This is a genomic window from Enterobacter hormaechei subsp. xiangfangensis (assembly GCF_001729785.1).
Lineage (GTDB): Bacteria > Pseudomonadota > Gammaproteobacteria > Enterobacterales > Enterobacteriaceae > Enterobacter > Enterobacter hormaechei_C.
The window spans coordinates 3634949-3655701 of the sequence record NZ_CP017183.1; the positions used below are offsets into that span (position 1 = coordinate 3634949).

Annotated in this window: 22 protein-coding genes; 15 read left to right on the top strand and 7 right to left on the bottom strand. The window is 57.1% G+C overall.

Annotation, left to right across the window (positions count from 1 at the left end):
• The first annotated feature begins 147 nt into the window (after positions 1 to 147).
• From hypA to BFV63_RS17375, 10 genes are all read left to right on the top strand, one after another.
• The gene (gene hypA / locus BFV63_RS17330; RefSeq protein WP_022651745.1) at positions 148 to 498 is read left to right on the top strand and encodes a hydrogenase maturation nickel metallochaperone HypA; all 351 of its coding nucleotides are present in this window, start codon (positions 148 to 150) and stop codon (positions 496 to 498) included.
• A 3-nt stretch (positions 499 to 501) separates the two neighbouring features.
• Positions 502 to 1365: a hydrogenase nickel incorporation protein HypB gene (gene hypB, locus BFV63_RS17335; RefSeq protein WP_023323665.1), complete on the top strand. Its 864-nt coding sequence runs from the start codon at positions 502 to 504 to the stop codon at positions 1363 to 1365.
• On the top strand, positions 1356 to 1628 hold the full coding sequence (locus BFV63_RS17340; RefSeq protein ID WP_048241998.1) for a HypC/HybG/HupF family hydrogenase formation chaperone: 273 nt from the start codon (positions 1356 to 1358) through the stop codon (positions 1626 to 1628). The genes hypB and BFV63_RS17340 overlap by 10 nt, the downstream gene beginning before the upstream one ends.
• 3 nt (positions 1629 to 1631) lie before the next feature.
• Entirely contained in the window at positions 1632 to 2753 is a 1122-nt protein-coding gene (hypD, locus tag BFV63_RS17345) for a hydrogenase formation protein HypD (protein ID WP_045331298.1), read from the top strand.
• Positions 2750 to 3760 carry a hydrogenase expression/formation protein HypE gene (gene hypE, locus BFV63_RS17350; protein WP_048242001.1) on the top strand — a complete coding sequence of 337 codons (1011 nt, stop codon included), beginning with the start codon at positions 2750 to 2752 and terminating at the stop codon, positions 3758 to 3760. Before hypD ends, hypE begins: the two co-directional genes overlap by 4 nt.
• A gap of 62 nt (positions 3761 to 3822) precedes the next feature.
• On the top strand, positions 3823 to 5895 hold the full coding sequence (gene flhA, locus BFV63_RS17355; protein WP_023323668.1) for a formate hydrogenlyase transcriptional activator FlhA: 2073 nt from the start codon (positions 3823 to 3825) through the stop codon (positions 5893 to 5895).
• 149 nt (positions 5896 to 6044) lie between these two features.
• Positions 6045 to 7043, top strand: a complete 999-nt coding sequence (gene eitA, locus BFV63_RS17360) for a siderophore ABC transporter substrate-binding protein EitA (protein ID WP_045350949.1) — start codon at positions 6045 to 6047, stop codon at positions 7041 to 7043.
• Positions 7043 to 8080: a FecCD family ABC transporter permease gene (locus BFV63_RS17365; protein WP_022651750.1), complete on the top strand. Its 1038-nt coding sequence runs from the start codon at positions 7043 to 7045 to the stop codon at positions 8078 to 8080. The genes eitA and BFV63_RS17365 overlap by 1 nt, the downstream gene beginning before the upstream one ends.
• Positions 8080 to 8841 (top strand): siderophore ABC transporter ATP-binding protein EitC, encoded by a 762-nt coding sequence (eitC, locus tag BFV63_RS17370; RefSeq protein WP_032610036.1) that lies wholly within the window; start codon positions 8080 to 8082, stop codon positions 8839 to 8841. Before BFV63_RS17365 ends, eitC begins: the two co-directional genes overlap by 1 nt.
• 15 nt (positions 8842 to 8856) lie before the next feature.
• The gene (locus BFV63_RS17375; RefSeq protein WP_045350951.1) at positions 8857 to 10077 is read left to right on the top strand and encodes an MDR family MFS transporter; all 1221 of its coding nucleotides are present in this window, start codon (positions 8857 to 8859) and stop codon (positions 10075 to 10077) included.
• 5 nt (positions 10078 to 10082) lie between these two features.
• Here the strand turns inward: BFV63_RS17375 and BFV63_RS17380 are convergent, their stop codons facing one another.
• Positions 10083 to 10427, bottom strand: coding sequence for a nitrous oxide-stimulated promoter family protein (locus tag BFV63_RS17380; protein WP_032610039.1), 345 nt, complete (start codon positions 10425 to 10427; stop codon positions 10083 to 10085).
• A 174-nt stretch (positions 10428 to 10601) separates the two neighbouring features.
• On the opposite strand from BFV63_RS17380, the gene BFV63_RS17385 reads away from it, so the two are divergent.
• Complete coding sequence (locus tag BFV63_RS17385; protein ID WP_023314732.1) at positions 10602 to 10865, top strand: SymE family type I addiction module toxin; 264 nt, start codon at positions 10602 to 10604, stop codon at positions 10863 to 10865.
• Here the strand turns inward: BFV63_RS17385 and BFV63_RS17390 are convergent.
• A complete protein-coding gene (locus tag BFV63_RS17390) occupies positions 10850 to 11332 on the bottom strand; it encodes a YqeJ family protein (RefSeq protein WP_023314733.1) in 483 nt (160 codons plus the stop codon). The two genes, BFV63_RS17385 and BFV63_RS17390, sit on opposite strands and share 16 nt — an antisense overlap.
• A complete protein-coding gene (locus BFV63_RS17395; RefSeq protein ID WP_032610277.1) occupies positions 11332 to 12156 on the bottom strand; it encodes a winged helix-turn-helix domain-containing protein in 825 nt (274 codons plus the stop codon). Before BFV63_RS17395 ends, BFV63_RS17390 begins: the two co-directional genes overlap by 1 nt.
• 504 nt (positions 12157 to 12660) lie before the next feature.
• Between BFV63_RS17395 and mutS the strand changes: the two genes are divergently transcribed.
• A complete protein-coding gene (gene mutS / locus BFV63_RS17400) occupies positions 12661 to 15222 on the top strand; it encodes a DNA mismatch repair protein MutS (RefSeq protein WP_023314735.1) in 2562 nt (853 codons plus the stop codon).
• Positions 15223 to 15312: 90 nt separating this feature from the next.
• Here the strand turns inward: mutS and BFV63_RS17405 are convergent, their stop codons facing one another.
• Genes BFV63_RS17405 through BFV63_RS17415 form a run of 3 tightly spaced genes read right to left on the bottom strand, consistent with a single transcriptional unit; the run spans position 15313 to position 17564 of the window.
• Entirely contained in the window at positions 15313 to 15534 is a 222-nt protein-coding gene (locus tag BFV63_RS17405; protein ID WP_003862116.1) for a non-oxidative hydroxyarylic acid decarboxylases subunit D, read from the bottom strand.
• A gap of 10 nt (positions 15535 to 15544) precedes the next feature.
• Entirely contained in the window at positions 15545 to 16972 is a 1428-nt protein-coding gene (locus BFV63_RS17410) for a non-oxidative hydroxyarylic acid decarboxylases subunit C (RefSeq protein ID WP_023314736.1), read from the bottom strand.
• The gene (locus BFV63_RS17415; RefSeq protein WP_003862111.1) at positions 16962 to 17564 is read right to left on the bottom strand and encodes a non-oxidative hydroxyarylic acid decarboxylases subunit B; all 603 of its coding nucleotides are present in this window, start codon (positions 17562 to 17564) and stop codon (positions 16962 to 16964) included. Before BFV63_RS17415 ends, BFV63_RS17410 begins: the two co-directional genes overlap by 11 nt.
• Before the next feature lie 173 nt (positions 17565 to 17737).
• Here BFV63_RS17415 and BFV63_RS17420 point away from each other — a divergent pair, with 173 nt between their 5' ends.
• The gene (locus BFV63_RS17420; protein ID WP_022651767.1) at positions 17738 to 18145 is read left to right on the top strand and encodes a MarR family winged helix-turn-helix transcriptional regulator; all 408 of its coding nucleotides are present in this window, start codon (positions 17738 to 17740) and stop codon (positions 18143 to 18145) included.
• On the opposite strand, the gene BFV63_RS17425 is transcribed toward BFV63_RS17420, so the two are convergent.
• Positions 18142 to 19029, bottom strand: coding sequence for a LysR family transcriptional regulator (locus BFV63_RS17425; protein WP_048242005.1), 888 nt, complete (start codon positions 19027 to 19029; stop codon positions 18142 to 18144). The genes BFV63_RS17420 and BFV63_RS17425 overlap by 4 nt on opposite strands.
• A 109-nt stretch (positions 19030 to 19138) precedes the next feature.
• On the opposite strand from BFV63_RS17425, the gene BFV63_RS17430 reads away from it, so the two are divergent.
• Both BFV63_RS17430 and BFV63_RS17435 read left to right on the top strand, forming a co-directional pair.
• A complete protein-coding gene (locus BFV63_RS17430; RefSeq protein ID WP_039269081.1) occupies positions 19139 to 20341 on the top strand; it encodes an MFS transporter in 1203 nt (400 codons plus the stop codon).
• Positions 20338 to 20715, top strand: a complete 378-nt coding sequence (locus tag BFV63_RS17435) for a DUF4440 domain-containing protein (RefSeq protein ID WP_022651771.1) — start codon at positions 20338 to 20340, stop codon at positions 20713 to 20715. The genes BFV63_RS17430 and BFV63_RS17435 overlap by 4 nt, the downstream gene beginning before the upstream one ends.
• The last annotated feature ends 38 nt before the right edge of the window (positions 20716 to 20753 follow it).

Consider the following 20753-nt stretch of genomic DNA (forward strand, 5'->3'; position numbering starts at 1 on the left):
TTGATTTAAATAGCTTTTAACAAGATACGTACTGTCACCGCCGCGGTGTCGACGTGTCATTTCGACAGCGTTGACATCGTCACGCCGTAACGCAAATCAAGCTGGCACTGTTATTGCATTGAAGGGGCAATTCATTAAGGAGGCGTCATGCACGAAATCACCCTCTGCCAGCGGGCACTGGAACTTATCGAACAGCAGGCTGTGCAGAACCATGCGAAGCGCGTGACCGGCGTCTGGCTGAAGGTCGGGGCGTTTTCCTGCGTCGAGACCAGCGCCCTCACCTTCTGTTTTGAGCTGGTGTGCCGCGGCACGCTGGCGGAAGGTTGCGCACTGCATATCGAGGAGCAGCAGGCAGAGTGCTGGTGCGAACAGTGTCAGGAGTACGTCACGCTGTTGTCATCGAAGGTACAGCGCTGTCCGCAGTGCCAGAGCAGCGGGCTGCGCATCGTGGCGGATGACGGTATGCAGATCCAACGCCTCGAAATCGAGAAGGAGTAAAGTATGTGTAGTACCTGCGGTTGCGCTGAAGGCAACCTGTATATCGAAGGGGATGAACACCGCCCCCACTCCGCGTTTCGCTCCGCGCCCTTTTCCCCTGCCCCGCGTCCCGCGGCGGCACTGACCGGCATCACCTTCGCGCCGCAGCGTTCCGACGCGGGTGACCTGCATTACGGCCGCGGCGAAGCGGGCACCCACGCGCCGGGCATCAGCCAGCGCCAGATGCTGGAGGTGGAGATTAATGTGCTGGATAAAAACAACCAGCTCGCCGTCCGCAATCGCGCCCGCTTTGCCGCGCGCGAACAGCTGGTGCTGAACCTGGTCTCCAGCCCCGGCTCCGGTAAAACCACGCTGCTGACCGAAACCCTCAAACGGCTGAATAAACGTGTCTCCTGCGCCGTTATCGAAGGTGACCAGCAAACGGTAAACGACGCCGCGCGCATCCGCGAAACCGGTACGCCTGCGATTCAGGTCAACACCGGGAAAGGGTGCCATCTGGACGCGCAGATGATTGCCGACGCCGCCCCGCGCCTGCCGCTGGCGAACAACGGCATCCTGTTCATTGAAAACGTCGGCAACCTGGTCTGCCCGGCAAGCTTCGACCTCGGCGAGCGGCATAAAGTGGCGGTACTCTCCGTGACCGAAGGGGAAGACAAGCCGCTGAAGTATCCGCATATGTTTGCCGCCGCCTCCCTCATGCTGCTGAACAAAGTCGACCTGCTGCCGTACCTGAATTTCGACGTGGATAAGTGCCTGGCTTACGCCCGCGAAGTGAATCCGGACATTGAGATCCTGCTGGTTTCCGCCACGCGCGGCGACGGGATGGACGCCTGGCTGAACTGGCTGGAGAACGAACGATGTGCATAGGCGTCCCCGGACAAATTCATTCCATCGACGGCAATCAGGCCAAAGTGGAGGTCTGCGGCATCCTGCGCGATGTCGACCTGACGCTGGTAGGCAGCCACGATGAGACCGGCGCATCGCGTCTCGGCCAGTGGGTGCTGGTCCACGTAGGTTTTGCCATGAGCATGATTAATGAGGAAGAAGCCCGCGACACGCTGGACGCGCTACAGAATATGTTTGACGTCGAGCCGGACGTGGGCGCCCTGCTGTATGGGGAGGAACGATAACACATGCGTTACGTTGATGAATATCGCGCGCCTGAGCAGGTGTTGCAGCTTATCGATCGCCTGAAGTCCCGCGCGTCGCTGCTGGACTACACGAAAGAAAAACCGCTGCGGATCATGGAGGTGTGCGGCGGACACACCCACGCCATCTTTAAATTTGGCCTCGACCAGCTGCTGCCGGAGAACATCGAATTTATCCACGGCCCCGGCTGCCCGGTGTGCGTGCTGCCGATGGGGCGCATCGACAGCTGTCTCGACATCGCCAGCCGCCCCGGTGTGATTTTTTGTACCTTTGGCGACGCCATGCGTGTACCGGGAAAAAATGGCTCGCTGCTCCAGGCGAAGGCGCGCGGCGCGGACGTGCGGATCGTCTACTCACCGATGGATGCCCTGACGCTGGCGATGGCTAATCCTGAGCGTAAGGTCGTCTTTTTCGGGCTGGGTTTTGAAACCACCATGCCCGCCACCGCCATTACCCTCCAGCAGGCGAAAGCCCGCAACGTCACAAACTTTTACTTTTTCTGCCAGCACATCACGCTTATTCCCACGCTGCGCAGCCTGCTGGAAGCGCCGGATAACGGTATCGACGCGTTTCTGGCGCCGGGCCACGTCAGCATGGTGATCGGCACAGAAGCCTACGGTTTTATCGCTGAACAGTACAATCGTCCGTTAGTGGTGGCTGGTTTCGAGCCACTTGATCTACTGCAAGGCGTGACCATGCTGGTTGAGCAGAAAATAGCGGCCCTGAGTGCGGTGGAAAATCAGTATCGCCGCGTGGTGCCCGATGCAGGTAACAGACGGGCACAGCAGGCCATAGCCGACGTGTTTAGCGTCGAAGGCGACAGCGAATGGCGCGGACTGGGGCTGATTGCCGAATCCGGCGTGCACCTGACGCCCGCGTATCGCGCCTTCGACGCCGAAGCGCATTTCCGACCGCAGCCGCAGCAGGTGTGCGACGATCCCCGCGCCCGCTGTGGCGACGTACTCACCGGAAAATGCAAACCTCATCACTGCCCGTTATTTGGCAACGCCTGTAACCCGCAAACCGCGTTTGGCGCGCTGATGGTCTCTTCAGAAGGGGCATGCGCCGCGTGGTATCACTATCGCAACCAGGAGTGTGAAGCATGAACACGGTGGAAATGGCGCACGGAAGCGGTGGACAGGCGATGCAGCAGCTGATTAACCGGCTGTTTATTGACGCCTTTAACAATCCCTGGCTCGCCGAGCAGGAAGATCAGGCGCGCATTGCGCTCTCAACCCTCACCGCACACGGTGACAGGCTGGCGTTCTCTACCGACAGCTACGTGATTGACCCGCTGTTCTTCCCGGGCGGCGATATCGGCAAGCTCGCCGTCTGCGGCACGGCAAACGACGTCGCCGTCAGCGGGGCGATCCCCCGCTACCTCTCCTGCGGGTTTATCCTCGAAGAAGGGTTACCGATGGAAACGCTCACGGCGGTGGTCAACAGCATGGCGCACACCGCCCGCGAGGCGGGGATCGCCATCGTCACCGGGGATACCAAGGTGGTGCAGCGCGGCGCGGCGGATAAGCTTTTTATCAACACCGCCGGGATGGGGGCGATCCCCGCCGATATTCACTGGGGCGCTCAACAGCTTTGCGCAGGCGACGTGCTGATTGTCAGCGGCACGCTGGGCTGCCACGGGGCAACCATCCTGAACCTGCGCGAAGGCCTGGGGCTGGACGGGGAACTGCGCAGTGACTGCGCGGTACTCACGCCGCTGATCCAGACGCTGCGCGACATGCCGGGCGTAAAAGCCCTGCGCGACGCCACGCGAGGCGGCGTGAATGCCGTGGTGCACGAATTTGCCGCAAGCAGCGGCTGCGGAATTGAGCTGACCGAGCGCGGCCTGCCTGTCAAAGGCGCCGTGCGCGGGCTATGCGAGCTATTAGGGCTAGACCCGCTTAACTTTGCCAACGAAGGCAAGCTGGTGATCGGCGTGGAACGCACGGCGGCGGAAGCCGTACTTGCACAGCTGCGCGCGCATCCATTAGGGAAAGACGCGGCCATCATCGGCGACGTGGTTGAGCGCAAAGGGGTGCGCCTGACCGGGCTTTACGGCGTGAAGCGCACGCTGGATCTGCCGCACGCTGAACCGTTACCCCGTATTTGCTAGACCGCATCAATAGCGGTCAGCGCCGAACGTCTCTTTTTGCCAGTTTCTATTGGAAAGCAACAATGCCGTATACACCGATGAGCGATCTTGGACAGCAGGGCCTGTTTGACATCACGCGCACACTTTTACAACAGCCCGACCTCGGCGCACTGAGCGATGCCCTGACGCGGCTGGTCAGGCAATCTGCGCTGGCGGACAGCGCCGCCATTGTGCTCTGGCATAGCGCAACCCACCGCGCGAGCTATTTCTCAACGCGTGATAACGGCAAAATCTTCGAATATGAAGATGAAACGTTTCTTGCCCACGGCCCGGTGCGGCGTATTCTCTCCCGCCCGGAAGCTCTGCACTGCAATTTTGACCAGTTTCGCCAGGCCTGGCCGAAGCTGGCAGAGAGCAACCTTTACCACCCTTTCGGCCACTACAGCATGCTGCCGCTGGCGGTGGAAGGGCAAATTTTTGGCGGCTGCGAGTTTATCCGCGATACCGACCAGCCCTGGAGCGAGGCGGAGTACGAACGCCTGCACACCTTTACCCAGATTGTGGCCGTTGTCGCGGAGCAGATCCAAAGCCGCGTCACCAATAACGTGGACTACGACCTGCTGAGCCGCGAGCGCGATAACTTCCGCATTCTGGTTGCCATCACCAACGCCGTGCTCTCCCGCCTGGACATGGATGAGCTGGTCAGCGAAGTATCAAAAGAGATCCATCACTATTTTAAAATCGATGCCATCAGCATTGCGCTACGCGGCAACCGGAAAGGCAAGCTGAACATCTACTCCACCCACTACCTTGATGAAGCTAACCCGGCGCACGAGCAGAGCGAAGTGGACGAAGCGGGAACGCTGTCCGAGCGGGTATTTAAAAGCAAAGAGATCCTGCTGCTCAATCTCAATGAACAGGATCCGGTAGCCCCCTACGAGCGGATGCTCTTCAACACCTGGGGCAACAAGATCCAGACCCTGTGCCTGCTGCCGCTGATGTCCGGCAACACCATGCTCGGCGTGCTCAAACTGGCGCAGTGCGATGAAGCCGTATTTACCACCGCCAACCTGAAGCTGCTGCGCCAGATCGCCGAGCGCATCTCCATCGCGCTGGATAACGCCCTCGCCTATCAGGAGATCCACCGCCTGAAGGAGCGGCTGGTGGACGAAAACCTGGCGCTGACCGAGCAGCTCAACAACGTGGACAGCGAGTTTGGCGAAATCATCGGGCGCAGCGATGCCATGTACAGCGTGCTCAAGCAGGTGGAGATGGTGGCGCAAAGCGACAGCACGGTGCTGATCCTCGGTGAAACCGGTACCGGGAAAGAGCTGATTGCCCGGGCGATCCACAACCTGAGCAACCGCAACAGCCGCCGGATGGTGAAGATGAACTGCGCGGCGATGCCTGCTGGCTTACTGGAAAGCGACCTGTTCGGCCACGAGCGCGGTGCCTTTACCGGCGCCAGCAGCCAGCGGCTGGGCCGTTTTGAGCTGGCGGATAAAAGCTCTTTGTTCCTCGACGAAGTGGGCGATATGCCGCTGGAGCTCCAGCCCAAGCTGCTGCGCGTGCTGCAGGAGCAGGAGTTTGAGCGCCTCGGCAGCAACAAGCTGATCCAGACCGACGTGCGTCTGATTGCCGCCACCAACCGCGATCTGAAAAAAATGGTCGCAGACCGTGAGTTCAGAAGCGATCTCTACTATCGCCTGAACGTGTTCCCGATCTGCCTGCCGCCGCTGCGCGAGCGCCCGGAAGATATTCCGCTGCTGGTGAAAGCCTTTACCGCGAAGATTGCCCGCCGGATGGGGCGAAATATCGACAGTATTCCTGCCGAAACGCTACGCACACTCTCGGCGATGGAGTGGCCGGGGAACGTGCGCGAGCTGGAAAACGTCATCGAGCGCGCGGTGCTGCTGACGCGCGGGAACGTGCTTCAGCTGTCCCTGCCGGAGGTTTCTCTTGCGGAAACGACCGTGGCCGCAACCGAGGTTGCGAAGGATGGAGAGGATGAATATCAGCTCATTTTGCGCGTGCTCAGGGAGACCAACGGCGTGGTGGCCGGGCCGAAAGGCGCGGCGCAACGGCTGGGGCTGAAGCGTACCACCCTGCTCTCGCGCATGAAGCGTCTGGGAATCGATAAAGAGAGCCTGAATTAACCCGTCATTCCGGCGCCGTATATGGCGCCGCCTTTCATCACTCTGCGTAATTGTCCCACATTGACACAATATATTTTCCTCTGTATAAAATTCCGCCTTAATAATGCGTTTCATTTGCATCAAAATAATTTTAATGAAGGTAGCGTTTAATGAAGAAGGTTCTCTGCGCGTTAGGCCTGGCGGTTGCATCAATGAGTACAGCTCTGGCTACCACGTACCCGCTCACGATAGAAAACTGCGGGTATAAAGAAACCTTCACCAAAGCGCCGGAACGCGTTGTGGCCCTGGGGCAGAATACCGTCGAGATCCTGCTTCTGCTGGGTCTGGAAGATAAGGTGAAAGCCAGCGCGTTCTGGCCGACCAAAGTATTGCCGCAGCTGGCTGAGCAGAATGCAAAAATCAAAACCCTGACCGTCGAAATTCCGACGCTTGAATCCATTCTTGCGCAAAACCCTGATTTTGTTCCTGCACAGCTGCCGCTGCTGCTCGGGCCTGAAAGTAAGGTCGCAAAGCGTGAAGATCTGGCAACCGTTGGGGTAAACAGCTACTTGTCCCCGGGCATGTGCGCCACTAAAAAAGCCGCAGGCGACATGTACGGCAGCCGCCAGAAGCTGTGGGACATGACCTACCTTTATAAAGAGATTGAAGATTTCGCTAAGATTTTCAACGTGGAAGCGCGCGGCCAGGCCGTTATCGCCGACTTTAAAAAGCGTGAGGCGGACCTGCGCCAGGAGTTTGGCAAAAACAACAAAGACCTCTCCTTTGTTTTCTGGTTCTCAAGCTCCTCACCTTCGGCTGATGCCTATGTCGGCGGCAAAAACAGCGCCTCTGGCTTTATTGCTAACGTGCTGGGCGGCCATAACGCCATTACCTCTGAGACCGAATGGCCGACCGTGGGCTGGGAAAGTATTATTGCCGCTAATCCGGACGTGATTGTGGTCTCCAGCCTGGATCGTAACCGCTGGGCGCTGGACAACGCCGAAGAAAAAATCAAATTCCTGAAAAGCGATCCAGCCGTCAGCCAGATGGAGGCGGTGAAGAAGGGTCATATTGTGGTGATGGACGGCCAGGCCATGAACCCGACGATTCGCACGCTTTACGGTGCTGAGCAGGTCGGCGAACAGCTCAGAAAACTGGGACTGAACTGATGACCACCGCCGTACTTCAGATGCGGCAGGGGGTGCTCCTGACCACGTCATGCCTGCTCGCCTTCGTGCTGTTGTTTCTGGTGATCGCCCTTGGCGTCAGCATCGGTGAGTTGTCTATCCCGCTCAATAACGTGTTCTACGCCATCAGCAATAAGCTGGGGCTGACTGACGTTCCGCTCAACCGCATCTACGAGAGCGTCATCTGGGACTTTCGCCTCAGCCGCGCGCTGGTGGCGGCCTGCTGCGGAGCCGGGTTGGCCATCTGCGGGGCCGTATTGCAGAGCCTTTTGAAGAATGCGCTGGCGGAACCTTACGTGCTCGGCGTGTCGGCGGGAGCGTCAACCGGGGCGGTGTCAGTCGTCGTATTGGGTCTCGGCACCGGCGCAGTGTCGCTTTCTGCGGGCGCGTTTGCCGGAGCCTTCGCCGCCTTTGCCTTCGTCGCCTTCCTGACCAACGGCGCGCGCGGCGGCAATGAACGCACGATCCTGGCGGGCGTAGCGGCCTCTCAGCTGTTTAACGCCATTACCGCCTATACCATCAGCACCTCTGCCAGCGCGCAACAGGCGCGCGACGTGATGTTCTGGCTGCTGGGCAGCTTTAGCGGCGTACGCTGGCCGGAATTCCAGCTGGCGCTGGTAGTGGTACTGGCGGGGCTGGCCGTCTGTCTTTATTATTCCCGTGCGCTGGACGCCTTTACGTTCGGTGATGATGCCGCCGCCTCGTTGGGCATTGCCGTGCCCTGGGTGCGCCTGGCCTTGTTTACCACCACCGCCCTGATCACCGCGACCATCGTCAGCATGGCGGGCTCTATTGGTTTTGTCGGGCTGGTCGTGCCGCACGTTATGCGTTTCCTGTTCGGGCCGCTGCACCGCACGCTGCTGATAGCCAGCGCGCTGGCGGGGGCGATCCTGATGGTGCTGGCCGACATCGCCTCGCGGATGCTGATTGCTCCGCAAAGCCTGCCGGTTGGCGTCGTTACCGCACTGGTGGGCGTACCGTTCTTCGCCGTGATTATCTACCGCTCAAGGAATAAGTAATGAGCATCTGCGCCGAGAAAATCACCTGGAAGGTAGGTAAAAAGATCATTGTGAATAATGTTTCGCTGACGGTTTCCCGGGGCGAAACGGTGGGCCTGCTTGGCCCTAACGGCTGCGGTAAATCCTCGCTGTTGCGCATACTGGCAGGTCTGCGCCGCCCGGATGCCGGGTGCGTGACGCTGGACGGACAGGACATTGCCCGCATTGCCAAAAAGCAGCTGGCGCGGCGCGTGGCGTTTGTTGAACAGCACGGAATGACCGACGCCAATATGCGCGTGCGTGACGTCGTCAAACTGGGGCGAATTCCGCACCATTCTCCCTTCTCAAACTGGAGCGCGCAGGATGACGAAACCGTCACCGCCGCCCTGCAACGCGTGGATATGCTGGATCGCAGCGAACAGGGCTGGCTGAGCTTATCCGGCGGCGAGCGTCAGCGGGTACATATCGCCCGCGCGCTGGCGCAAACGCCCACCGAGATCCTGCTGGATGAACCGACCAACCATCTGGACATTCATCATCAGATGCAGCTCATGCAGCTTATCAGTGAGCTGCCGGTAACCAGCATCGTCGCCATTCACGATCTTAACCACGCATCCATGTTCTGCGATTCGCTGATTGTGATGCAGCAAGGGCAGATTGTGGCGACCGGAACGCCGCAGGAAATCTTATCCGAGGAACTACTCTGGGACGTCTTCAGGGTGAAAACCAGAATCGAGATCTCACCGTACCACGGCAAAAAACACATCCATTTTATCGTGTAGGGGTGAGTTAAAACGATGCCTCTTCGCACTGCCAACACCCTCTGGCCGCCCGTTCTGCTGGGCAGCCAGTTTGTGTTTAATATCGGCTTTTACGCGGTCGTCCCCTTCCTGGCGATCTTCTTACGTGACGATATGCTGCTCTCCGGCGGGCTGATTGGGCTGGTGCTGGGGCTGCGCACCTTCTCCCAGCAGGGGATGTTTATTGTCGGCGGCGCGCTTTCAGATCGGTTTGGCGCGAAGAGCGTGATCCTCAGCGGCTGCATTGTTCGTGTGGCGGGTTATTTGCTGCTGGCCTTTGGGCAATCCCTGTGGCCCGTCATTCTGGGGGCCTGTCTGACGGGCGTTGGCGGCGCGCTGTTCTCACCGTCGATAGAGGCCCTGCTGGCAAAAGCGGGAACGCAAAGTGAGGCAAAGGGTAAACGCAGCCGCGCGGAGTGGTTTGCGCTGTTTGCGGTGTGCGGTGAACTTGGCGCCGTTCTTGGCCCGGTGATGGGTGCGCTGCTGACGGGGCTGGGTTTCCGCCAGGTTGCGCTCGCGGGGGCGGGAATATTTATCGTTGCGCTCGTGGTGCTCTTTTTCTGCCTGCCCGCGGCGCACCGCAGCACGAAGCCGCTGAAAATTCTGCCCTGGTGGACGACGTTCCGCCAGCCGCGTTTCGTCGCCTTTATCATCGCCTACAGTTCGTGGCTGTTAAGCTATAACCAGCTCTATCTGGCGCTGCCGGTGGAGATCCAACGCGCCGGCGGGAACGAAAAAGATCTGGGGCCGCTGTTTATGCTGGCCTCGGTGCTGATTATTGTTCTGCAGCTGCCCCTTGCCCGTTTCGCCCGAAACGTCGGCGCGGTCCGGATCTTACCGGTGGGCTTTTTGCTGCTTTCCGCCTCGTTTGCAAGCGTGGCGCTCTTTGCCGCGACGGAGCCGCCGGAGGGCTGGCTGCGCCTGCTGCCCTCTGCAAGCCTTGTCACGCTGCTGACGCTCGGACAAATGCTGCTGGTGCCGTCGGCTAAAGATTTGATCCCGCGCTTTGCCGAGGAGTCAACGCTTGGAGCGCACTATGGCGCACTCTCAACCGCCGGCGGCATCGCGGTGCTGGTGGGGAATTTAGGTTTAGGCAGCCTGCTGGACAAGGCGCTGGTGCCCTCGACGGAGGCCATTTACCCGTGGCTGCTGCTGGCGGTGTTTCCACTGTGCAGCGCGGTCGCGCTGAGCGTGATTTGCCGCCCGCTGCGGCGCTGAAGCGCCTATTTTTTAGGTCGATACTTTTCAGGCAGTTCCGGAACCGGACGGCGATCGTCAATAAGGTGGCGAAGAGTCAGAATCGGATGACGCCATAGCATTCGTGGCCCCGCCCAGCGCATCACCTGCTTCATCTCCTCACGTCTGGCGGGCTGATAGCAGTGCACCGGGCACTGTTTGCAGGCGGGTTTTTCCTCACCAAAGATGCATTTATCCAGGCGCTTATCCGCGTAGGCATTCAGCGCCTGATAATGGCCCTCATCCTTTACCGCCTGCGGACAGTTTTTTTCATACAGGGCGATCATTTTCGCGATCGTCTCTTTTTCGCGCGCAATGCGTTTCCCCGCCATTTTCATCCCCCCTCAATAACACGCATTCAGAATACCATTTTAAAAAAGGGATTTCAGTCGTTGCATTCTGTTTTCTGAAGGCGCCTTCCAGTCTTCGCTCTTTCCTGACGCGTTTTTACTGTTATTTTATACAGGCAGTCTGAACACACGTTGCCAACAGTTACCGGAGGATCTATGCAAGGAATGGCTATCACCAAACCGTATCGTCACTTAAAAGTGGGTTATTTCAGAAAGCGTCATGAAGATCGTAAAACCAAGATCCCAACGCGTTACAGCGTACACGCAGCCCTGAATCTGAAAGGGGACTGGCTCGAAAAAGCAGGCTTTTTAACCCATTCGCAGGTTCGGGTGGAGGTCGGGCCGGGTAAAATAATTATCGAACTCATTAAAGAGCCGGATGATGGACATCCCGGCCATGTCGTTCAGCGAGAGCAGTAAAAAATAGGGCGTTTTCCGACAGAAAACATAAACCCACGGGGCCCCTGCTGCGTAATGGAATAATTCAGGTTTTTCTTCGGATACAGAAAGAAGTCAGGGAGAATTTCATTCATAATCTCATTTGGTGCGGTTTGCTGACCATTAATGTCATGTATATTTACCGATGTAAAATGGAATGAGTCTTTATTTTCTGTCCATACATAGGAGACATCTCTGCGGATAACGCCAGCAAGTTTATCATTTTTATAATAGGCTCCGCTTAGCGCAATGACGCCAGTCTGCTTCTTCATCGTGTACATGAAGTCCATCGTCAGGTTAGCGCGAATATCCTCATGATAGACGACGATTGACGCTGAACAGGCCTCCGTATTTTCACTGTTTTGCTGGTGTAGACGGTATAGCCATGCGGCCAGTGCGCCAGCGAGGAAGAATACCAGAAACAACAGAACGGTTGCCTTTTTGGTCATCAGAGATGTCCTCTAAAATAGAGCGAAATACATCCGGCATTTGCTTTTATTTCAAAGGGTTCTCTGCAAGCAAGAACGGAAAGCGCCGGAGCATGGCTGGATGAGGAAAAATAGACCCACGGATATTTTTTACAATCAAGCCCCGTGTCTAAAATGATTTTTATAAATCGCCTGAAGTTGCCGACGCCACGAATATCATCGTTTTGCGAGGAAAAATGACAGCCGTTCTGTGTAAGAGTAATTGGATAATCCCTGAAAAAATCTTTTTCCGGGTTATCATGTAAAAGGTATTGAAACGCAAAGAAACCGGCACAAAACGCGATTATCATTAAAGCTGTCGGGAAAATATACTGGCGTAATTGACGCTGTTTTTTCCTCCCACCCGGCATTACGGGAATATTTTCGACAGGTTTATCCTTTGTTTCAACCGGAGAGGTTTCCACTCCCGTCGCTGTCGCTTTTTTTCCGTCATCAACACAGTCCGTGTCAACGCGGGTTACCCTGACATTTTTCTCTATCTGGAATCCTTTTCTCGGCACCGTCGCCACCAGCGTATCGTCCGTCTCTCCTGTGGTCCGGAGCCCGCGTCGAATTATAGAGATATTCTGATAAAGCGTATTTGCCGGAACCAGCATGCCGTCCTCGCCCCAGACTTTATCAAAGAAGTATTTCTGCGTAACGACTTCTGGAAATGATTCTAAAAGAAGGTTCAGACAACGGCTGGCAGGGGTTGTCAGAATTACATTTAAGTCAGGACGGGTCAACGAAATCAGCAAATTCCTCTCTGGACAAAATTTAATTTTATCGTTAATTATCCAGAACATATGCCGCTCGCTTACGATAAACAGAATAGTTAACTGCCGGGGTGAAGTGTAATTATACTCTGCGGTCAACCCTTGTCAAAGCAGGCGGTTATCACTTTTTCCTTCCGCATTTACCTGTTCCGACAGAACATTAATGCCGCGGATAAGGACCAGATTTACAGTCAATCGCAATATTTAATAGTCGGGCCTCTTTTTAAAGTATATTCACCCGCGGGATGAACGTAATAACGAGTAACGGACGCTAAATGCGATGTATGCGTGGATTAACGCTGTACAGCGCGACAGCACCTTGAGTGCCGGATTAGCTACAAGGATGGAATGAGGTACGCATTTTACAGAAAGAGCCCTTTCCTGCTGTTTTCCTGCCATACAGACTTCGTTATCATGGTCGCCATACATCGATGAATGAAACGCAGGATTCATGAGTTCCAATGAGCGGATATGTAACCAGACAACAAAAAAATACAACTCATTGAAATTTAAGAACATGGACACCAGGATTTTATGAGCACACTTGAGAATTTTGACGCCCACACGCCAATGATGCAGCAGTACCTGAAGCTGAAAGCGCAGCATCCGGAAATCCTGCTCTTTTACCGTATGGGCGATTTTTATGAGCTTTTTTATGATGATGCGAAACGTGCGTCTCAGCTGCTCGACATTTCCCTGACGAAACGTGGCGCGTCGGCAGGCGAGCCCATCCCGATGGCGGGTATCCCGCATCACGCGGTTGAAAACTATCTGGCGAAGCTGGTGAACCAGGGCGAGTCTGTCGCTATCTGCGAACAAATTGGTGACCCGGCCACATCGAAAGGCCCTGTTGAGCGCAAGGTCGTACGCATCGTCACGCCGGGAACCATCAGCGATGAGGCCCTGCTTCAGGAGCGCCAGGATAACCTGCTGGCGGCGATCTGGCAGGATGGTAAAGGGTTTGGCTACGCCACGCTGGATATCAGCTCCGGTCGTTTTCGCCTGAGTGAACCGGCTGACCGTGAAACCATGGCGGCTGAACTACAGCGCACTAATCCGGCAGAACTGCTTTATGCAGAGGATTTCGCCGAGATGGCGCTGATTGAAGGTCGCCGCGGCCTGCGTCGTCGTCCACTGTGGGAGTTCGAAATTGATACCGCGCGCCAGCAGTTGAACCTGCAATTTGGCACGCGCGATTTGATTGGCTTTGGCGTGGAAAACGCCCCGCGCGGGCTGTGTGCCGCAGGCTGCCTGTTGCAGTACGTTAAGGATACGCAACGTACCGCCCTGCCCCATATTCGTTCCATCACCATGGAGCGTCAGCAGGACAGCATCATCATGGATGCCGCCACGCGCCGCAACCTGGAGATCACGCAGAACCTCGCTGGCGGCATGGAAAATACGCTGGCGTCGGTTCTTGACAGCACGGTTACCCCCATGGGCAGCCGTATGCTCAAACGCTGGCTGCATATGCCGATCCGCAATACCGAAACGCTGATTGGCCGCCAGCAAACCATTGCCGCATTGCAGGATCGTTATACCGAATTGCAGCCGGTGCTGCGTCAGGTGGGTGATCTTGAGCGTATCCTGGCGCGCCTGGCCTTGCGCACCGCGCGTCCACGCGATCTCGCCCGTATGCGGCATGCGTTCCAGCAGTTGCCGGAACTGCGCGCTCAGCTGGGAGAGATCGACAGCGCGCCAGTGCAAAAGCTGCGCGAAACCATGGGCGAATTTACCGAGCTTCGCGAACTGCTGGAACGCGCCATCATTGATGCGCCGCCTGTTCTGGTGCGGGATGGCGGGGTTATTGCTCCGGGTTACAACGAAGAGCTGGACGAATGGCGTGCGCTGGCCGATGGCGCGACGGATTATCTGGATAAGCTGGAAATCCGCGAGCGTGAACGTCTGGGGCTCGACACCCTGAAAGTCGGCTACAACGCGGTACACGGTTACTATATCCAGATCAGCCGTGGGCAGAGCCACCTGGCCCCGATTCACTACGTTCGCCGCCAGACGCTGAAAAATGCCGAGCGCTACATTATACCCGAGCTGAAAGAGTACGAAGACAAAGTGCTCACGTCGAAAGGTAAAGCGCTGGCGCTGGAGAAACAGCTGTATGACGAGCTGTTCGACATCCTGATGCCGCACCTGGCTGACCTGCAACTGAGCGCCGCTGCGCTGGCCGAGCTGGATGTCCTGGTAAACCTGGCTGAGCGCGCCGACACGCTGAATTACACCTGTCCGACCTTTACTGACAAACCCGGCATTCGCATTACCGAAGGCCGCCACCCGGTGGTTGAGCAAGTGCTGAACGAGCCGTTTATTGCCAACCCGTTGAACCTGTCACCGCAGCGAAGAATGCTGATCATTACCGGCCCCAACATGGGCGGTAAAAGTACCTATATGCGCCAGACAGCCCTTATCGCGCTGCTCGCCTACATCGGCAGCTACGTTCCAGCGCAGAAGGTTGAGATTGGCCCTATCGACCGTATCTTCACCCGTGTGGGTGCGGCGGACGATCTGGCGAGCGGTCGCTCTACCTTTATGGTCGAGATGACCGAAACCGCCAACATTCTGCATAACGCGACAGAGAACAGTCTGGTGTTGATGGACGAAGTAGGACGCGGTACCTCCACCTATGACGGCCTGTCTCTGGCCTGGGCGTGCGCGGAAAGTCTGGCAAATAAAATCAAAGCGCTGACGCTGTTCGCAACGCACTATTTCGAACTGACACAGCTGCCAGAGAAAATGGAAGGCGTGGCTAACGTCCACCTTGATGCGCTTGAGCACGGCGACACCATCGCCTTTATGCACACGGTGCAGGACGGCGCGGCAAGCAAGAGCTATGGCCTGGCCGTCGCGGCGCTGGCGGGCGTGCCAAAAGAGGTGATCAAGCGCGCGCGTCAGAAATTGCGTGAACTGGAAAGTTTGTCACCGAATGCGGCGGCGACGCAGATAGATGGTACGCAGATGTCACTGCTGGCGGTCCCGGAAGAGACCTCTCCGGCCGTGGAAGCGCTGGAAAATCTCGACCCGGATTCGCTGACGCCGCGTCAGGCGCTGGAGTGGATTTATCGGTTGAAGAGTCTGGTTTAGTTCTCTGCGGTCTTTTGCCCGGTGGCGGCTTCGCCTTACCCGGCCTACAAAACCCGTAGGCCCGGTATGCGTAGCGCCACCGGGCTTTTTTTACAGCAGCGGCGGGATCGTCGGCACCTGCGGTGCTTCATCAATATCCTTCTGGGTCATGCGGAACGCTTCCGGGTAATGCTCGCGGCTGGTACGGCGCAGCGGTTCGGTATCGCGCCAGGTATACAGACAGTGCTGACACTGATATACCGTCCAGACACCTTTCACCGGTGATGTTGCCATCACTTCAATATGTTCATCGGCACAACGTGGACAAATCATTTTTTCCTCCTTATTGACGTGCCGCCAGCATCGCGGTCAGTTTTTCGGCCCAGGCTTTGGTTTCAGGGAGATCCTGTACCGGCTGGCTGTAGTGACCACGGTTGTCCGGGGCAACCGGGGTGGTGGCATCAATGATCAGCTTGTCAGTGATCCCCGCCGGGCTGGAGCCGGGGTCAAGCTCGAGCACAGACATATTCGGTAGCTGCACCAGATCGCCTGCCGGATTGACCTTTGATGACAGCGCCCACATCACCTGCGGCAGGTTAAACGGATCGACGTCTTCATCCACCATAATCACCATTTTCACGTAACCCAGACCGTGTGGCGTGGTCATGGCGCGGAGGCCGACCGCACGGGCAAAACCGCCGTAACGCTTTTTAGTGGAGATAATCGCCAGCAGACCGTGGGTGTACATGGCGTTTACCGCCTGCACTTCCGGGAATTCCGACTTTAGTTGCTGATAGAGCGGTACGCAGGTGGCGGGCCCCATCAGATAATCAATCTCGGTCCACGGCATGCCGAGGTAAAGGGATTCGAAAATGGGTTTGGTGCGGTAAGAGACTTTATCAATGCGTACGACCGTCATGTTGCGCCCGCCGGAGTAGTGTCCAGTAAACTCACCGAATGGCCCTTCAATTTCACGTTTCCGGCCTTCAATCACCCCTTCGAGGATCACTTCCGACCCCCACGGCACATCGAAACCGGTCAGCGGAGCCGTCGCAATCGGATACGGGCTTTCGCGTAGCGCACCGGCCATCTCATACTCGGATTGATCGTATTTCAGCGGCGTGGCGCCCATCAGGGTGATGATCGGATCGTTACCCAGCGTAATGGCAATAGGCAGGTCTTCGCCGCGCTCTTCTGCCTTATGCAGATGCAGCGCGATATCATGCATCGGCACCGGTTGCAGGCCGAGCTTACGCTTGCCCTTCACTTCCATACGGTAGATCCCGACGTTCTGTTTGCCGAAGTGATCGGGGTCGAGCGGATCGCGGGAGACAACGCACGCTTTATCGAGATAAAAGCCTCCGTCACCGTCGTTCAGGCGGAACAGCGGCAGAATGTCGAACAGGTTGATGTCTTCCCCGTCCACCGTGTTCTGCGCCCAGGCCGGATTTGCACGACGCTCTGGCGAGACGGGGAATTTGTCCCAGCGACGAATAAACTCGTCGATCTGTTTTTTCACCGGGGTATTCGCTGGCAGCCCCATCGAAATAGCATGGTTTTGCCACGAGCCGATAGTGTTCATCACCACACGGGCATCGGTGAAGCCGCGAATATTATCGAACCACAGCGCAGGCGCACCGTCACCGATGCGTCCGGTCGCGTTGGCGGCCGCCGCCAGATCCGGCTCGGCGTTAACCTCTTCCTCAATTTTCAGCAGTTGCCCTTGCTCATCGAGCGCCTGCAAGAAGCTTCTCAAATCATCAAATGCCATCTTTATTCTCCTGTGAAAAATGTTTCGCTGCCTGCAAACCTTCCCAGCGTCGGGCTTTTTTATGCTCCAGACCAAACTGGTCGAGAACACGGGTCACGATATGCTGGGTAATGTCATCGGCGGTTTGCGGGTGGTTGTAGTACGCAGGCATAGGCGGCACCATCGCCACGCCCATACGGGAAAGAGCAAGCATGTTCTCGAGATGGATGGTGCTGAGCGGCGTCTCACGGGGAACCAGCACCAGCTTGCGCCCCTCTTTCAACACTACGTCTGCCGCACGCCCTACCAGCCCTTCGGCGTAGCCCGCGCGGATACCCGCCAGCGTTTTCATGCTGCACGGGATGACGATCATGCCGTCGGTGCGAAACGAGCCGGAGGAGATGGTGGCAGCCTGATCGGCCGGGCTATGGACGACATCCGCCAGTGCAGCAACGTCATGCGCAGTGAAGGGCGTTTCCAGCTCAATGGTGGTTTTTGCCCACTTCGACATCACCAGGTGCGTTTCCACCTCCGGCATTTCCCGCAGCGCCTGTAACAACGCCACGCCTAATGGCGCACCCGTCGCGCCCGTCATTCCCACAATCAATCTCATTCAGCACCTCAATTAATTTGTTCGTATACGAACATGTTAATTAAACTACGCCTTGATCCTGCTGCTGACAAGATCGTTCGCATACGATCACACTAATCGCTAAAAAACTCTCGCGTTAAAATTCAGCCCAAGAGCGGCTATCATAGAGGGAGTATTTTTCCGTCGGAGTGTCCATGGAGTTAAGACAAGAAGCTTTCCACCTGCTACGTCAGCTTTTTCAACAGCATACCGCCCAGTGGCAGCACGCATTGCCTGAACTGACCAAGCCACAATATGCGGTGATGCGGTCAATTGCTGAAAATCCTGGTATTGAGCAGGTTGCCCTGACTGAAGTCGCGGTGAGCACCAAAGCGACGCTGGCAGAAATGCTGAGCCGCATGGAAGCACGCGGCCTGGTCAGGCGCGAGCACGATCCGGCAGACAAACGCCGTCGGTTTGTCTTTCTGACTGCCGAAGGAGAGGCCCTGCTTGAGAGCAGTAAACCGATTGGAAATGAGGTGGATGAGGCATTTCTGGGGCGCCTTAATGGCGCGGAACGAGAGCAATTTTCAGCGCTCATTAAAAAAATGATGCAGGGTTAAGTCACCCTGACGCGCATAAAATCAATAAATGTTCGCACTTTCGCGGGCACATGCCGGGCATCGGGATAAACGGCATAGATGCCCTGCTGAGCAAACGTGTATGCCGGTAACAGCGAGACCAGTTCCCCCGCATCCAGTGCGTTACGCACCAGCCACTCCGGCAGCAGCGCCACTCCACATCCCGCGAGGGCAAAAGCCATCAGCGCCTGGGCGCTGTCTGCATACAGGCGCGGCGCTTTCTTGATCTCAAAGGAAACCGGATGTCCATCAACACCTCTCACCTGCCAGCGCAGCGGCGACGTTAAACGCTCGTGAATGATCCAGTCCGCTTCCGCCAGTTGTTCCAGCGAGTCAACCGGATGGTTTGCCAGCCAGCCTTGCGTTGCCACGGGCAGGATGGTGAAGGAGGTCATCAACGCGGCGTGGTAGCGCGAATCTGCAAGCGTGCCGAGCCGGATAGCGACATCGAAGCGCTCGGCGATAAGATCGGCATGCAAAGAGGACGAGACATGCCGCACGCGAAGGTCCGGGTGCAACTGGCTAAATTCAGCCAGCAAAGGCACCACCACCTGCGAGCCATATTCGGGCGTGGTGGTGATCCGCAGTTCTCCCGTCAGCCCGGCGTGGTTGGCGCGAACGTCATCCTGCAATCGCTCTGCATCCCGTAACAGCATCACGCTTCGTTGATGAAAGAGCTTCCCCGCCTCGGTCAGCGTCAGGCGTCGGGTGGTTCGCAGCAACAGGGTGACGCCCAGCTCCTCTTCAAGCTGACGAATATGAAAGCTGACCACCGCTTTTGTCAGCCCCATCGCCTCCGCCGCGGCGGTGAAACTGCCGGTTTCCGCTACGGCGATAAACATTGCCGTACGCTGTAAATTAAGCATCGCTTGCCTGGTTAACTGTCAAAATAATGTTGACAGTATATCGTGCTTTGTCGCGTTTATCCGTAACGTGCGGGCCGATACGATACGCCACCTCACCGGAGGAACTTCCATGACGTATCGCAGCAAAATCGCCGTCGTCTTTCTGCTCGGCTTTTTCCTTGATTTGATAAACATGTTTATTGCCAGCGTCGCCTTTCCGGCGATGGCTCGCGCTTTCAATACCACACCTTCCGCGCTTGCCTGGGTAAGTAACGGATACATTGCCGGGCTGACGCTAGTCATCCCTTTCAGCAGTATCCTGACGCGCCGCGTCGGGCCGAAGCGCGTTATCCTGCTCTCACTGCTTCTCTTTAGCGCGGCCTCCGTTGCGGCGGGTCTCTCATCTTCGCTGGAAAGTCTGATTGCCTGGCGAGTCGTGCAGGGCGCCGGAGGGGGTTTACTGATCCCGGTTGGTCAGGCGCTGACCTGGCAACAGTTTAAGCCTCATGAGCGGGCCAGACTCTCCTCGGCGGTGATGCTGGTCGCACTGCTTGCCCCCGCGTGCTCACCGGCTGTGGGCGGTATGCTGGTTCAGACATTCAGCTGGCGCTGGATATTTTTTGCCACCCTGCCCGTCGTCATTGTCACCTTTGCTTTGGCCTGCGCGTGGCTTAAAACAGAACCGTCGCCGATAACCCCCACCAGGACAGTAAACCTGTCTTTGCTGACGGATCCGCTGTTGCGCTTATCCATGCTTATCTATGTGTGCGTACCCGGCATTTTTATCGGCGTGAACGTAACGGGCATGTATTACCTCCAGAGCGAGGCCAATATGACACCCGCCGCAACGGGCATGCTTATGCTGCCGTGGTCTGTGGCTTCGTTTTTGGCTATCACCGCGACAGGACGCTATTTCAACCGTATCGGCCCCCGGCCGCTGGTGGTCATCGGTTGCCTTTTGCAGGCGACGGGCATTCTGCTTTTAGTTAACGTCGGCCCGGCAATGCTGCTACCTGCCGTTGCGTTTGCGCTGATGGGCGCGGGGGGAAGCCTTTGCAGCAGTACGGCTCAGAGCAGCGCGTTTTTGACGATGCGACCGGAAGATATGCCCGATGCCAGCGCGCTATGGAATCTCAATCGTCAGTTGAGCTTTTTTGCGGGTGCCCTGCTGCTGGCGCAGGCGCTGAGCTTCATGCAGGCTTATCTCTCGCCGCTGGCCGCCTGGCACGGGATGTTTGTTTTTGCCGCAGTCATCACTCTACTGCCCGTACTGTACGTCTACCGTCTTAACAACACGCAGTTACTTGCGCAACTGCAACAGGAGCAACCATGACCCATTTCGAACAAGAGATCCTCGACATTCACGTCGCCCTTGAAAACTGGTTAGGTGCAGGCGAAGGCAATCGGGACGCCCTGCTCGCCCGTTTCCGTCCGGATTTTCTGATGGTTCCACCGAGTGGCAACCCGTTAGATCATCACGCGCTTGCCCAATTTTTATATGCGCAGCGGGGAACCCGACCCGGGCTCAGGATCGGTATTGACGCGTTAACAACGCTTCAGACATGGGACAACGGCGCGGTGCTCCATTACCGGGAGACGCAAACCCGGCCAGGCCAGCCCGTCAACGTGCGCTGGTCAACCGCGGTGCTTAATCAGGAAGGGGATAACATCACCTGGCGTTTGCTGCACGAAACGGCGCAGCCGTAAGGCATAAAAAAGGCCCGTCTCACGACGGGCCTTTTCTG